Genomic DNA, 13598 nt, shown 5'->3' on the forward strand with positions numbered 1-13598 from the left:
GCCCCGTCAGGGAGGTGCTGGGACGATCACGTCATCGGGAGCACTGGTTCCCCGCAGTTCTGGGAGCGCTCCCATTCGCGGGTTCGTAGGGGACTGTAGGAGCGTCACCTGTCCCTGACAACCCATCGGTACAAAATGCGTAGGGCGGATTCACCGGACGCGGGTCAGGGGCGGTGGCGGGAGACGCCCCGATCCGCGGGCCGTCGGGCCGCTCCGGCCGGGCCGGCGGCGGCACGGCGGGCGGCCCGGCCGGCACGGCGGGCGGCGTGGCGGGGAAAGGCGAGTCAGGCCGACTCGCGCACCACCAGCCGCGTCCGCAGGATCACATGGCGCCAGGCCACCTCCGGCTGGTCCATCTCCTCCAGCAGCAGCCGCACCATGGTCCGCCCGATCTCCTCCATCGGCTGGCGGACGGTCGTCAGCGGCGGCTCGGTCTGCTCGGCCAGCTCGAAGTCGTCGAAGCCGACAACCGCCACGTCCTGCGGCACCCGGCGCCCCGCCGCGTGCAGGGCGGTCAGCGCCCCGGCGGCCATGCTGTCCGACGCGGCGAAGACGGCGTCGACCTCCGGGTGCCGCTCCAGCAGCCCGGCCATCGCCCGCCGTCCGCTCGTCTCGGTGAAGTCCCCCTGTACGACCAGGGACGGGTCCTCGTCGATCCCGGCGTCCTTCAGGGCTTCCCGGTAGCCGCGCAGCCTGCACCGGGCGACGTACATCTCGGGCGGGCCCGTGATCGAGGCGATGGCCCGCCGCCCGCCGCCCACCAGGTGGGCGACCGCGGCCCGGGCACCGCCCACGTTGTCCGCGTCCACGTAGGTCACCCGCTCGTCACCCGAGCGCCTGCCCAGCAGCACCGTGGGCAGCCCGGCGTCGGCGAGCATGTCCGGCAACCGGTCCTCGGCCCGCACGGACATCAGCAGCGCCCCGTCGATCCGGCCGCCGCGCACGTACTCCACGAGCCGCTGCCGCTCGGCGTCGGTGCGCACGAGGGTGAGCAGCAACTGCACGCCCGCCTCGGTCAGGGCGTCCCCGACCGCCTGCACGACCTCCGAGAAGAACGGCTCCCCGAACAGCCGCCAGTCCGTCTTCGTCATCACCAGCGCGACGGCGTCCGCGCGCCGCCCGGCCAGTGAACGCGCGGCCAGGTTGGGTACGTAGTCCAGTTCGTCGATGGCGCGCTGCACGGCACGGCGTGTGGACGGCTTGACGCCCGACGCGTTGTTGATCACCCGGGAGACCGTGCCCCGCCCCACTCCGGCGAGGGCGGCCACTTCCTCCAGCGTCGGTGTGCCGGAACTTCGCTTCAGCATGTTCTTACCCCCAAGAAACCCCGATCCTACGGCCCCCGGGTGCCCGGCCGAGCGCCCGGGCTGACCGGCGGGAACAGCACGCTCGCGGAGTGCCGCTGTGCGTGCTCCGGAGCGGCGGCCGCCCGGTGTTCCTGGCGCCGGGCGGACGGCCGACGACCGGGAAGACGGGCCCCGGCCCACGGGGACGGCCGTACCCGTGGGCACGGGGGTGGCGGCGAATCCTGTCCAACGGCTTGACGCCGCGCCTCTCGACCCTGAGATTGGGAGCGCTCCCACTTCTGTCGAGCCCCATCGGACGCAGCGTCGGTGCCCCAGCCACCGCGTGCCCGTTTCCCTCCCGTAAGGACTTCAGTGTGCCGCGACATCAGCCACTCTCTCCCCGCCGGTCCCGTACGTTCCGCCGCCCGGGCAGCTCCGGACGCGTAAGCGTTCTTCTGGGGGCCGCGGTCACCGCCGGGCTGCTGGCCGGCAGCCTCGTCGTACCCGCCGGCGCGGCCGAAACCGCCGAAGAGGGCCCCGAGCTCATCGTCAACGGGGACTTCGCCGAGGGCACCGCCCCCTGGTGGTCGACGGCCAACAGCCCCCTCGCAGTCTCCGAAGGACGCCTGTGCGCCGACGTGCCCGCGGGCACGGCCAACGCGTGGGACGCCATCGTCGGGCAGAACGACCTGGCCCTCACCGCCGGTGAGGCGTACACCCTCAGCTACACGGCGACGTCCACCGTGCCGATCACCATTCGCACCAACGTGCAGATGGCGACCGAACCGTGGACCACGGAGCTCTCCACCGCGCAGCCGGTCGGCACGGCCGCCGAGCGCGTCACCGAGACCTTCACCGCCGGAGCCGACCACGAGGCCGCGCAGCTCGCCTTCCAGATCGGGGGCAGCGCCCAGGCGCTCACCTTCTGCGTCGACGACGTGTCGCTGCGCGGCGGGACCGCGCCACCGCCTTACGAGCCGGACACCGGGTCCCCGGTCCGGGTCAACCAGGTCGGATACCTCACCCACGGCCCCAAGGGCGGCACCGTCGTCGCCGAGGGGACCGACCCGCTGCCCTGGACGCTGAACTCGGCGGACGGGACACGCCGGGCCGGCGGCACCACCACTCCGGCGGGCGTGGACAGCGCCTCACGGCAGAACGTCCACACCTTCGACTTCAGCGCGGTGACCACCGCCGGGGAGGGATACACCGTCACGGTCGCGGGGGAGAAGAGCGAGCCCTTCGCCATCGGTGACAACCTCTACGACTCGCTGCGCACGGACGCGCTGGCGTACTTCTACCACAACCGCAGCGGCATCGAGATCGACGCGGACATCGTGGGGGAGGAGTACGCGCGGCCGGCCGGCCACGTGGGAGTGAGCCCCAACCAGGGCGACAACGACGTGCCCTGCCAGCCGGGTGTGTGCGACTACCGCCTCAACGCGGTGGGTGGCTGGTACGACGCCGGTGACCACGGCAAGTACGTCGTCAACGGCGGGATCTCCGTCGGCCAGCTGATGTCCACGTTCGAGCGGACCCTGACCGAGGAGACCGCCGACGCGGGACCGCTCGGTGACGGTGCGCTCCGGCTGCCCGAGCACGGGAACGCCACCCCCGACATCCTCGACGAGGCCCGGTGGGAGCTGGAGTTCCTCATGAGGATGCAGGTGCCCGCGGGGAAGCCGCTGGCCGGCATGGTCCACCACAAGCTGCACGACAAGGCGTGGACGGGACTGCCGACCCGGCCGGACCGTGACCCACAGCCCCGGGAACTGCACCCGCCGACCACGGCTGCCACGCTCAACCTGGCCGCCACCGCCGCCCAGTGCGCCCGCCTCTTCCGGGTCTACGACGCCGACTTCGCCGCCCGTTGCGGAAAGGCCGCGCGGACCGCGTGGACCGCGGCCAAGGCCCACCCGAACGTCCTCGCCGATCCCCAGGACGGCACGGGCGGCGGCGCCTACCCCGACAACGACGTGCGGGACGAGTTCTACTGGGCGGCGGCCGAGCTCTACCTCTCCACCGGCGAGGACGCGTACCGCCTCGCAGTCCTCAACTCCCCGCTGCACGGTGACACCGACGCGGTCTTCCCGCGCGGCGGCATGTCCTGGGGTTCGGTCGCCGGTCTCGGCGCCCTGAACCTCGCGACGGTGCCGAGCAAGCTCTCCGCCCAGCAGCTCGCGACGGTGCGGGGCATGGTGACCGAAGCCGCCGACGGCTACGCGGCCGACTCGGCCGGGGCCGCGTACGGCCTTCCGTACGCCCCCGACAACGGGCACTTCGTGTGGGGTTCGAACAGCCAGGTCGCCAACAACATGGTCGTCCTCGGCTCGGCGCACGACCTGACCGGCAAGACCGCCTACCGCGACGCCGTACTGCGCGGACTGGACTACCTGCTGGGCCGCAACGCGCTGAACCAGTCCTACGTCACCGGATACGGCGAGCGGGACTCGCGCAACCAGCACCACCGGTTCTGGGCCGACCAGCTCGACCCGGCGCTGCCCAACCCCGCGCCCGGCTCCCTCGCCGGTGGCCCGAACGCCTCCATCGAGGACCCGGTCGCACAGGCCAAGCTGAAGGGCTGCGCGCCGTCGATGTGCTACATCGACGACATCGAGTCCTGGGCCACCAACGAGATCACCATCAACTGGAACGCCCCGCTCGCCTGGGTGGCGTCCTACGTGGACGATCTGGGCAGCGGCGCGCCCGTGAAGACCACGTGCGAGGTCACCTACACCTCGCAGCGCTGGAGCGACGGCTTCACCACCCAGGTCGTGGTGAAGAACACCGGCACCCAGCCCGTCCAGCCCTGGCACCTCAAGTGGACGTTCGCCGACCCGCAGCGGGTGTCCGACCCCTGGGGCGCCGCTGTCCGGCAGTCCGGTCCCCGGGTCACCGCCGACGCCCTGACCTGGAACGCCAATCTCGCACCCGGCGCCACCGTGCGGTTCGGCTTCAACGGCCGGTCCACCGGTCTCGTGCACGACCCGGTGGTCTTCCGGCTCAACGACAAGGTCTGCTCGACGGCCTCACGACGATGAGCAGGGTCACCCCTGACCCGGACCCGTGCCGACGGATTCCGGGAGCGCTCCCCACGCGTCGTTCCCGCTTCCTAACAGGAGGAATGCTGTGAAACGCTTTCTAGCTCTACTGGCGACCGGTGCGACGGTCCTGGGCCTCTCGGCCCTGGCCAGTCCGCCGGCGATGGCCGCCACCGGATGCAAGGTCGACTACACGGTCACCAGTCAGTGGCAGGGTGGCTTCCAGGCCGCGGTGAAGGTCACCAACCTGGGTGAGCCCGTCAACGGGTGGACGCTGAAGATCACGATGCCCGACGCGGGGCAGAAGGTCGTCCAGGGCTGGAACGCCACCTGGTCGCAGTCGGGTGCCACGGCCAGTGCCGTCAACCTCGACTGGAACCGCTCGCTGGCCACCGGGGCGGTGGCCGACCTGGGGATGGTGGGCTCCTTCACGAGCGCCAACCCGAAGCCCACCGCGTTCACGCTCAACGGCGTCGCCTGTACGGGCTCGGTCGTGGACCCCCCGCCCGTCGACCCGCCCGCCCCGGGCACCGGCACCCCCGTGGACATCAACGGCAAGCTCCACGTCTGCGGCGTGCACCTGTGCAACCAGTACAACCGTCCCATCCAGCTGCGGGGCATGAGCACCCACGGCCTCCAGTGGTTCGCCAAGTGCTACAACACCGCGTCCGTGGACGCGCTGGCGAAGGACTGGAAGTCGGACCTGCTGCGCGCCGCGATGTACGTGCAGGAGGGCGGGTACGAGACCGACCCGGCGGGCTTCACCGCCCGGGTGAACAGCCTCGTCGACATGGCCGAGGCGCGCGGGATGTACGCGATGATCGACTTCCACACCCTGACGCCGGGTGACCCGAACTACAACCTGGAGCGCGCCAAGACGTTCTTCAGGTCCGTCGCGGCCCGCAACGCCGACAAGAAGCACGTGATTTACGAGATCACCAACGAGCCCAACGGCGTCAGCTGGGCGGCCATCAAGAGCTACGCCGAGCAGGTCATCCCGGTGATCCGGGCGGCCGACCCGGACGCCGTCATCATCGTCGGCACCCGTGGCTGGTCCTCGCTGGGAGTCTCCGACGGCTCCAACGAGAGCGAGATCATCAACGCTCCCGTCAACGCCACCAACATCATGTACGCGTTCCACTTCTACGCCGCGAGCCACAAGGACAACTACCGCGCCACGGTGAGCCGGGCAGCCAGCAAGCTGCCCCTGTTCGTGACCGAGTTCGGCACGGTGAGCGCAACCGGCGGTGGAGCGATGGACCGGGCCAGCACCACGGCCTGGCTCGACCTGCTCGACCAGCTCAAGATCGGTTACGCGAACTGGACCTACTCCGACGCCAATGAGAGCAGCGCGACGTTCAAGCCCGGCACCTGCAACGGGACCGACTACAGCAGCAGCGCTGTGCTGACCGAGTCCGGGGCCCTTCTCAAGAGCCGCATCAGCACCGCCGACAACTTCCCCACCAGCTGATCCGCAACTGGGCAAGCTGACCAGGAACGGGGCTCCGGCACAGCCGGAGCCCCGTTCCGCTGTCCAGGGGGAATTCCGGCAGGCCGAGCCGCCGGCGCTTGTCACGCGGTGCAGCTGACCACCCACCCCGCATGAGCTTCCCGGTGCTGACGTGTCCGCCCGGCTGAAAGACAGAAACGCGCTGGTCAGGGCCTACGGGCTCAGCACTCGATGATGTTCACCGCGAGACCGCCGCGCGCGGTCTCCTTGTACTTCACGCTCATGTCCGCGCCCGTCTCCTTCATGGTCTTGATGACCTTGTCGAGGGAGACCTTGTGCGTCCCGTCGCCGCGCAGTGCCATCTTGGCCGCGGTGACCGCCTTGACCGCCGCCATGCCGTTGCGCTCGATGCACGGGATCTGGACGAGGCCGCCCACCGGGTCGCAGGTCAGACCCAGGTTGTGCTCCATGCCGATCTCGGCGGCGTTCTCCACCTGCTCGGGCGAACCGCCGAGCACCTCGGCGAGGGCGCCCGCCGCCATGGAGCAGGCCGAGCCGACCTCGCCCTGGCAGCCGACCTCCGCGCCGGAGATCGAGGCGTTCTCCTTGAAGAGCATGCCGATCGCCCCCGCGGAGAGCAGGAAGCGCACGACGCTGTCCTCCTTCTCCGTCTCGGTGCAGCCGCCCGCCGCGAAGTTCATGTAGTAGTGCAGAACGGCGGGGATGATGCCCGCGGCGCCGTTGGTGGGCGCGGTGACGACACGGCCGCCCGCGGCGTTCTCCTCGTTGACCGCCATCGCGTAGAGGGTGATCCACTCCATCGCGTGAGCCTGCGAGTCGCCCTCGGCCCGCAGCTGGCGGGCGGAGTTCGCCGCGCGGCGGCGGACCTTCAGACCGCCGGGCAGGATGCCCTCGGTGGCCATGCCGCGTGCGACGCACGCCTGCATGACGCCCCAGATGTCCAGCAGGCCGGCGCGGATCTCGGCCTCGGTGCGCCATGCCTTCTCGTTCTCCAGCATCAGCGAGGAGATGGACAGGCCGGTCTCGCGGGCCAGGCGCAGCAGCTCGTCGCCGGTGCGGAAGGGGTGCTTCAGTACGGTGTCGTCGGGGACGATCGGGTTCTCCCCGGCCACCGCGTCCTCGTCCACGACGAAGCCGCCGCCGACCGAGTAGTACGTCTTCTCCAGGAGCGGGGCGCCCTCGTCGTCGTACGCGAGGACCGTCATGCCGTTGGCGTGGTACGGCAGGGCCTTGCGGCGGTGCAGTACCAGCTGCTCGTCCGCGTCGAAGGGGATCTCGTGCATGCCCAGGAGGTTGATCCGGCCCCGGGTGCGGATCTCCTCGACGCGGGCGTCGGCGGATTCCACGTCGACCGTACGGGGCGACTCGCCCTCCAGGCCGAGCAGGACGGCCTTGGGGGTGCCGTGGCCGTGGCCGGTCGCGCCGAGCGAACCGTAGAGCTCGGCCCGTATCGAGGCGGTGTGGGCCAGCAGGCCCTCGTTCTTCAGACGGCGGGCGAACATGCGGGCGGCGCGCATCGGGCCGACGGTGTGGGAGCTGGACGGGCCGATGCCGACCGAGAAGAGGTCGAAGACCGAGATGGCCACGGGAGGACTCCAATACAGGGTTGGTAGACGCCGTTGTCTGCCGGGTGGTGCGGTACGGGCCGGTCGGGCCCGAGTGCAGCGGGGGGACAAGGGTGGGGGCACCGCGCACACTGTCCAGTGTGCGCGGTGCCCCACCCGAACGTACGGAACTGCCCGGCGGACTACTTCAGGCCGGGGTACAGCGGGAACTTCTCGGCCAGCGCGACGACGCGGGCCTTGAGGTCGTCGGCGTCGTAGGACGGCTTGAGGGCCGACGCGATGATCTCGGCGACCTCCGTGAAGTCCTCGGCCCCGAAACCGCGGGTGGCCAGGGCCGGCGTACCGATCCGCAGACCCGAGGTGACCATCGGCGGCCGGGGGTCGTTCGGGATGGCGTTGCGGTTGACCGTGATGCCCAGCTCGTGGAGCCGGTCCTCGGCCTGCTGCCCGTCCAGCTCGGAGTCACGCAGGTCGACGAGGACCAGGTGCACGTCCGTGCCGCCGGAGAGGACGGAGACGCCGGCCTCGGTGACGTCCGGCTGCACCAGGCGCTCCGCGAGGATGCGGGCGCCGTCCAGGGTGCGCTGCTGGCGCTCCTTGAACTCCTCGCCCGCCGCGATCTTGAACGAGACGGCCTTGGCCGCGATCACGTGCTCCAGCGGGCCGCCCTGCTGGCCGGGGAAGACCGCCGAGTTGATCTTCTTGGCGAGCTCCTGCGTCGAGAGGATCACGCCGCCGCGCGGACCGCCGAGGGTCTTGTGCGTGGTGGTCGTGACGACGTGGGCGTGCGGCACCGGGTTGGGGTGCAGGCCCGCGGCCACCAGCCCGGCGAAGTGCGCCATGTCGACCATGAGGTACGCGCCGACCTCGTCCGCGACCCGGCGGAAGGCGGCGAAGTCGAGCTGGCGAGGGTAGGCGGACCAGCCCGCGACGATCAGCTTGGGCTTGGACTCCTTGGCGAGGCGCTCGACCTCGGCCATGTCCACGACGCCGGTCTCGTCGACGTGGTACGGAACCACGTTGTAGAGCTTGCCGGAGAAGTTGATCTTCATGCCGTGGGTCAGATGACCGCCGTGGGCCAGGTTCAGGCCCATGATCGTGTCACCCGGCTTCAGCAGCGCGAACATCGCGGCGGCGTTGGCCTGCGCACCGGAGTGCGGCTGGACGTTCGCGGCCTCGGCGCCGAACAGCGCCTTGACGCGGTCGATCGCGATCTGCTCGACGACGTCGACGTGCTCGCAGCCACCGTAGTAACGACGGCCCGGGTAGCCCTCGGCGTACTTGTTGGTGAGGACGGAGCCCTGGGCCTCCATGACCGCGACCGGAGCGAAGTTCTCCGAGGCGATCATCTCGAGGGTGGACTGCTGTCGGTGGAGCTCGGCGTCGACGGCGGCGGCGACGTCCGGGTCCAGCTCGTGGAGGGAGGAGTTGAGAAGCGACATCAGGGGGTCCCTTGGGTCTCAGTTGCCGGAGAACTCGGTGTACTCGTCGGCGGAGAGCAGGTCCTCCGGCTCGTCCGCGACGCGTACCTTGAACAGCCAGCCGCCCTCGAAGGGAGCGGAGTTCACCAGCGACGGGTCGTCCACGACGTCCTGGTTCGCCGCGGTGACCTCGCCGGTGACCGGCGAGTACAGGTCGCTGACCGACTTGGTCGACTCCAGCTCGCCGCAGGTCTCGCCGGCGGTCACCGTGTCACCGACCTCGGGGAGCTGGGCGAAGACGACGTCACCGAGGGAGTTGGCGGCGAACGCGGTGATGCCGATCGTGGCCACACCGTCCTCGACGGCCGACAGCCACTCGTGCTCCTTGCTGTACCGCAGCTGCTGGGGGTTGCTCATGACCTGAATTCTCCTGTACGCGGGGGAGTGCTGATGAACGGTGGTCTTACGGGGTGAGACGCGACTGCGTCACGCCAGGAACGCCGGGATGTCCCGGATGTCACTTCTGGCGCTTGTAGAACGGCAGGGCCACGACCTCGTACGGCTCGTGGGTGCCCCGGATGTCGACTCCGACGCCCTGGGTGCCGGGCGCGGCGTGCGCCGCGTCCACGTACGCCATGGCGATCGGCCTGCCCAGCGTGGGCGACGGGGCGCCGGAGGTGACCTCGCCGACGACCTCACCGGCGGCGACCACCTGGAAGCCCGCGCGGGGCACCCGGCGGCCCTCGGCGACCAGGCCGACGAGCTTGCGCGGCGGAGCGGACTCGGCGCGTCCGGCGGCGGCCAGAAGGGCCTCGCGCCCCACGAAGTCGCCCTCCTTCTCGAACTTCACGACCCGGCCGAGACCCGCGTCGAACGGGGTCAGCGCGGTGGTCAGCTCGTGCCCGTACAGCGGCATGCCCGCCTCCAGGCGCAGTGTGTCGCGGCAGGAGAGCCCGCACGGGATCAGGCCGGCCGGGGCGCCGGCCTCGGTGAGGGCCTGCCACAGCCGCTCGGCGTGCTCGGGGGCGACGAAGAGCTCGAAGCCGTCCTCACCGGTGTACCCGGTGCGGGCGATCAGCGCCGGGACACCGGCGACGGTGCCGGGCAGCCCCGCGTAGTACTTCAGCCCGTCCAGGTCGGCGTCCGTGACGGACTTCAGGATGCCGGGGGACTCCGGGCCCTGGACGGCGATCAGCGCGTACGCGTCGCGGTCGTCCCGCACGGTGGCGTCGAAACCGGCGGCACGCCCGGTGAGGGCGTCCAGGACGGTCTGCGCGTTCCCCGCGTTCGCGACGACCAGGTACTCGCTCGCGCCGAGGCGGTAGACGATCAGGTCGTCCAGGATGCCGCCGTCCTCGCGGCAGATCATGGTGTAGCGGGCCCGGCCGGGGCCGATCGTGCCGATGTTGCCGACGAGCGCGTAGTCCAGCAGGTCGGCGGCGCGCGGGCCCGTGACCGTGATCTCCCCCATGTGCGACAGGTCGAAGAGACCGGCCCTGGTGCGCACGGCGTTGTGCTCGTCGCGCTCACTGGCGTAGCGCAGGGGCATGTCCCAGCCCGCGAAGTCGGTCATGGTGGCGCCCAGCGAACGGTGCAGGGCGTCCAGCGCGGTATGGCGGGGGGCGGGGCTCGGGGCAGTGCTCATGGATACGGCTCCAGGGCATGACGACAGAGGACGATCCCTCCCCATCTGTCATCGGAACCTGAGAGGTTCGCCGGGAGGCTCCGAAGGGGTCGTCCCCGCAGAGGCCGGCTTGCACCTTGGGTGGAGCCGCGGAACGGCTCGCTTTTCAGATCTGCCTCATCCACGCGGTACGGGGCCTGAGAGATTCAAGGGAGGAACTTGCTCCTTCGGCGCCCGGCACACACAGTGTCCGGAACTCTCCCGCGCGGATTCAAACGGCCGGTATGCAGTTGGCGGGGTCATCATCGCACGGCATGCGGGAGAGTGGGGCGTCCGGTCCCGACGGATACGCGCCGGTGAGCCGGTTGTGCCGCATTACCTTTTCTTTACACTTCTTGGGCAGATGTGGGTCAGCGGACAGGGGGAGGCGATGGCGTTGCAGCGTCACGCGACGACAGCGGGAGCCGCACACGGCACGGTGCCGCCGCAGCAGGCGGTGCCCGTCCGCGCGATGCTGGGCACGCACGCCCCCGTCGTGCGCGATCTGCGCAGCCGGGACGGGCGCGGCCCGCGCGCCCTGGAGTTCGCGGCGGGCGACGTGGTGGTGGTCTCCGGGCTGCCCGGCAGCGGGAAGTCGACCCTGATCCGCCGCACGGTGAAGGACAGGGCCATCGACTCCCAGGACACCAGGGACCGCTGGGCCCGCGCCCTGCCCGCCTTACTCCCCTACGCCCTCTACCGCCCCCTGGTCCGGATCGCCCACTACACCGCGCTCTGGCGGACCCTGCGCTCCGGCGACTCCGTCGTGGTCCACGACTGCGGTACGCAGACCTGGGTACGGCGCTGGCTTGCCCGGCACGCCCGGCGCCGGGGGCGCATCCTGCACCTCGTCCTGCTGGACGTCGCCCCCGAGGTGGCCATGGAGGGCCAGCGTGAGCGGGGGCGCGGGGTCTCCGGTTACGCCTTCGCCCGCCACCGGCGCGCGGTCGGCCGGCTGATGCGCGACACCGAGACCGGCCTGCTGCCGGCCGGCTGCGCCTCGGCGGTGCTGCTGGACCGCGAGGCGGCGGACGCCCTCGACCGGATCTCGTTCGGGGCCTGCTGAGCCGGGCGGTCCGCTCGTCTACCATCGCTGCCGCAGAGCAAGATCCAGAGGGGAAGCAGGGGACCAGTGGACAATCCGGCACCGTTCGGGACGAGGCCGTACCACGGCTGGCCGGCCAACGAGCTCGAAGAGGTACTGGCCGCCTCCCTCGGCGTCCCCGAAGCGGGCGGCCGGCTGCTCGAGGTGCTCGGCCGCAGCCAGGTCTGGGTGCCCCTGCCCAACGGCGGCAGCCCCACCGCCGCGAGTCTCGACCTGCCGATGATGGACATCGGCGGCGCCGCGTACGTCCCGGTGTACAGCTCCGAGGCCCAGTACGTGCTGTGCGTGGGCACCCGCCTCTCCTTCACCGTGGCGCCGGCCCGCGAGTTCGCCCGGGGGCTGCCCCCGCAGGTCGGTATCGCCGTGAATCCGGGCGGCGCCGTCGGCCTGCCCCTCCCGCCGCCCGCCGTCGCCGAACTCTGCCGGGCGGGCCGCACCCCGCTGGACGGCCCGGCCGGCGGCCGGGTCACGCTGTACGAGCCGGACTGGCAGGAGGACCCCGTCGACTTCCTCGCCGCGGTGTCCGGGGAGTTCCGGGCGATCGGCGCCGTGAGCACCGCCCGCCGGGCGCTGGCCAGGATCGAGGGCGGTGACCCGGTCCTCTTCGTCGGCGTCGAGTTCGCCACCTGGGACGGCGCGGGGCAGAGCGCCCCGATGGAGGCGCTCGGCCGTGCGCTCGGGCTGGTCCAGCCGCCCTGGCCGGTCAATCTGGTCCTCCTCGACGTGGCGCGGGACCCGGTGGGGGACTGGATGCTGGAGAAGGTGCGTCCCTTCTACCGGCGCGAGGGACACTGACCGCCGTCAAGCCGGTGTCAGAAGCGGGGCATAAGCTGGTTTGATGGCATCGCGGGGGCGCACCCGTATGCCCGCGAGCACAGGGCGGCACAGCGGAGATCGATGAGGGGCGGGACCCAGAGTGAGCGCGTCAGGCACCGCGGCGGCCGGGCAGATCGAGCACATGCTGGGCCAGGTGACGCCCGGGCGCTACGACGCGTACGAAGCTCTGCTCCAGGCCCTCACCGGCGGGCGGGTCTGGATGCTCCTGTGGCACGGCACCGCGGGCTCACCCGACGCGCAGTACGGGAACATGGAGGTCGAGGGGCTGGGCTACGCCCCCTGTGTGACCTCCGCCCAGGAGCTCTCCGCCAGCGGCTGGAACCGCGCCCACGAGCTGGTCACCGGACGGGACATCGCCCGCGCGCTCTTCCCCGACCGCTGGGGGATCTGGCTCAACCCGCACGCCCCGGGCGGCGGCGTCGGTATCCCCTGGCTCGACCTGCGCCGGATCGCCACCGGTCTGGACCGGATGCCCGCCGGCCCGCTGCGGCTCTGCGAACCCGCCGTCGAGATCCCGCAGTTCTACGCGATGCTCACGCAGAACGCCCACCGCACCCCGGCCGTCCGCTCGCTGCGCCGTGCCTGGGTGCAGCCCGCGCTCGGTGTCCCGTACCTCGCGATCGGCCTCGATCTCTACGACACGGGCCGGCCCTCCGTCGACGCCGTGCGCGCGATGATGCAGCAGTCGATCGGCGCGGTCCCCGAGGGCCTGCCCGTCTCCACCGTCTCCATGTCCGACGAGTACGACCCCGTCGCGATGTGGCTGCGTGCCAACTCCCGGCCGTTCTACGACCGTGAGGCCCACGCCCCGGCCGGCCACCCGCCCGCCGCGCCGGGCTACGGCTACCCCCCGGCCCCACGAGCGTTCTGAGACGCCGCCGGCCGGGCGTCCGCCCCGGGGCCGTGGTCCGTTCCGGATATATGACGCCGTTTCGCCCCCGATCGGCAGGCGGGCCGCATTTCACCCCCTCTGACGGCTGGTGCCACCTGACGGGGCCTTGGCGGTAGTGCGTACGCTAATCAGCGTCAACCTCCCTGTGTCCGGGAGGCGTTCACGCGCGTCCGGATAACGGATCAGCGTTGATGCATCACGGTTAGGCATCCATTCACCGCCACCTCTGGCGACCTGTCGCGGCCCCGATGAAGACTCCCGCAACAGGGGATGTTCCGTCCCTGAACACAGACGGACTGATCACGCCGCCACAGCGG

General features: G+C 71.2%; 10 protein-coding genes and 1 riboswitch. Of the genes, 5 read left to right on the plus strand and 5 right to left on the minus strand.

Annotation, left to right across the window (positions count from 1 at the left end; translation table 11 throughout):
- Nucleotides 1-284: 284 nt before the first annotated feature.
- On the minus strand, nt 285-1307 hold the full coding sequence (locus tag Sfulv_RS20590) for a LacI family DNA-binding transcriptional regulator (RefSeq protein ID WP_173316054.1): 1023 nt from the start codon (nt 1305-1307) through the stop codon (nt 285-287).
- Between the two features lie 461 nt (nt 1308-1768).
- On the opposite strand from Sfulv_RS20590, the gene Sfulv_RS20595 reads away from it, so the two are divergent.
- Nucleotides 1769-4327 (plus strand): glycoside hydrolase family 9 protein, encoded by a 2559-nt coding sequence (locus Sfulv_RS20595; RefSeq protein ID WP_173318064.1) that lies wholly within the window; start codon nt 1769-1771, stop codon nt 4325-4327.
- 88 nt (nt 4328-4415) lie between these two features.
- Nucleotides 4416-5798, plus strand: a complete 1383-nt coding sequence (locus Sfulv_RS20600) for a cellulase family glycosylhydrolase (RefSeq protein WP_173316055.1) — start codon at nt 4416-4418, stop codon at nt 5796-5798.
- A gap of 200 nt (nt 5799-5998) precedes the next feature.
- Here the strand turns inward: Sfulv_RS20600 and Sfulv_RS20605 are convergent, their stop codons facing one another.
- From Sfulv_RS20605 to gcvT, 4 genes are all read right to left on the minus strand, one after another.
- Nucleotides 5999-7384, minus strand: coding sequence for an L-serine ammonia-lyase (locus Sfulv_RS20605; RefSeq protein ID WP_173316056.1), 1386 nt, complete (start codon nt 7382-7384; stop codon nt 5999-6001).
- Nucleotides 7385-7545: 161 nt separating this feature from the next.
- A complete protein-coding gene (glyA, locus tag Sfulv_RS20610) occupies nt 7546-8805 on the minus strand; it encodes a serine hydroxymethyltransferase (protein WP_173316057.1) in 1260 nt (419 codons plus the stop codon).
- A gap of 18 nt (nt 8806-8823) precedes the next feature.
- On the minus strand, nt 8824-9201 hold the full coding sequence (gcvH, locus tag Sfulv_RS20615; RefSeq protein WP_173316058.1) for a glycine cleavage system protein GcvH: 378 nt from the start codon (nt 9199-9201) through the stop codon (nt 8824-8826).
- Nucleotides 9202-9301: 100 nt separating this feature from the next.
- Nucleotides 9302-10429, minus strand: a complete 1128-nt coding sequence (gene gcvT, locus Sfulv_RS20620; protein ID WP_173316059.1) for a glycine cleavage system aminomethyltransferase GcvT — start codon at nt 10427-10429, stop codon at nt 9302-9304.
- Nucleotides 10430-10584: 155 nt separating this feature from the next.
- Nucleotides 10585-10682, minus strand: a riboswitch (glycine riboswitch).
- Between the two features lie 156 nt (nt 10683-10838).
- On the opposite strand from gcvT, the gene Sfulv_RS20625 reads away from it, so the two are divergent.
- From Sfulv_RS20625 to Sfulv_RS20635, 3 genes are all read left to right on the plus strand, one after another.
- The gene (locus tag Sfulv_RS20625; RefSeq protein ID WP_173316060.1) at nt 10839-11513 is read left to right on the plus strand and encodes an AAA family ATPase; all 675 of its coding nucleotides are present in this window, start codon (nt 10839-10841) and stop codon (nt 11511-11513) included.
- A gap of 66 nt (nt 11514-11579) precedes the next feature.
- Complete coding sequence (locus Sfulv_RS20630) at nt 11580-12347, plus strand: enhanced serine sensitivity protein SseB (RefSeq protein ID WP_173316061.1); 768 nt, start codon at nt 11580-11582, stop codon at nt 12345-12347.
- 121 nt (nt 12348-12468) lie between these two features.
- Nucleotides 12469-13260: an enhanced serine sensitivity protein SseB C-terminal domain-containing protein gene (locus Sfulv_RS20635; protein WP_173316062.1), complete on the plus strand. Its 792-nt coding sequence runs from the start codon at nt 12469-12471 to the stop codon at nt 13258-13260.
- The last annotated feature ends 338 nt before the right edge of the window (nt 13261-13598 follow it).

Source organism: Streptomyces fulvorobeus (assembly GCF_013167895.1).
Taxonomy (GTDB): Bacteria; Actinomycetota; Actinomycetes; order Streptomycetales; family Streptomycetaceae; genus Streptomyces; species Streptomyces fulvorobeus.

Coding starts and splice junctions, on each gene's coding strand:
- Sfulv_RS20590 (WP_173316054.1), bottom strand. CDS start 1,307: ATGCTGAAGCGAAGTTCCGGCACACCGACGCTGGAGGAAGTGGCCGCC.
- glyA (WP_173316057.1), bottom strand. CDS start 8,805: ATGTCGCTTCTCAACTCCTCCCTCCACGAGCTGGACCCGGACGTCGCC.
- gcvH (WP_173316058.1), bottom strand. CDS start 9,201: ATGAGCAACCCCCAGCAGCTGCGGTACAGCAAGGAGCACGAGTGGCTG.
- gcvT (WP_173316059.1), bottom strand. CDS start 10,429: ATGAGCACTGCCCCGAGCCCCGCCCCCCGCCATACCGCGCTGGACGCC.
- Sfulv_RS20625 (WP_173316060.1), top strand. CDS start 10,839: ATGGCGTTGCAGCGTCACGCGACGACAGCGGGAGCCGCACACGGCACG.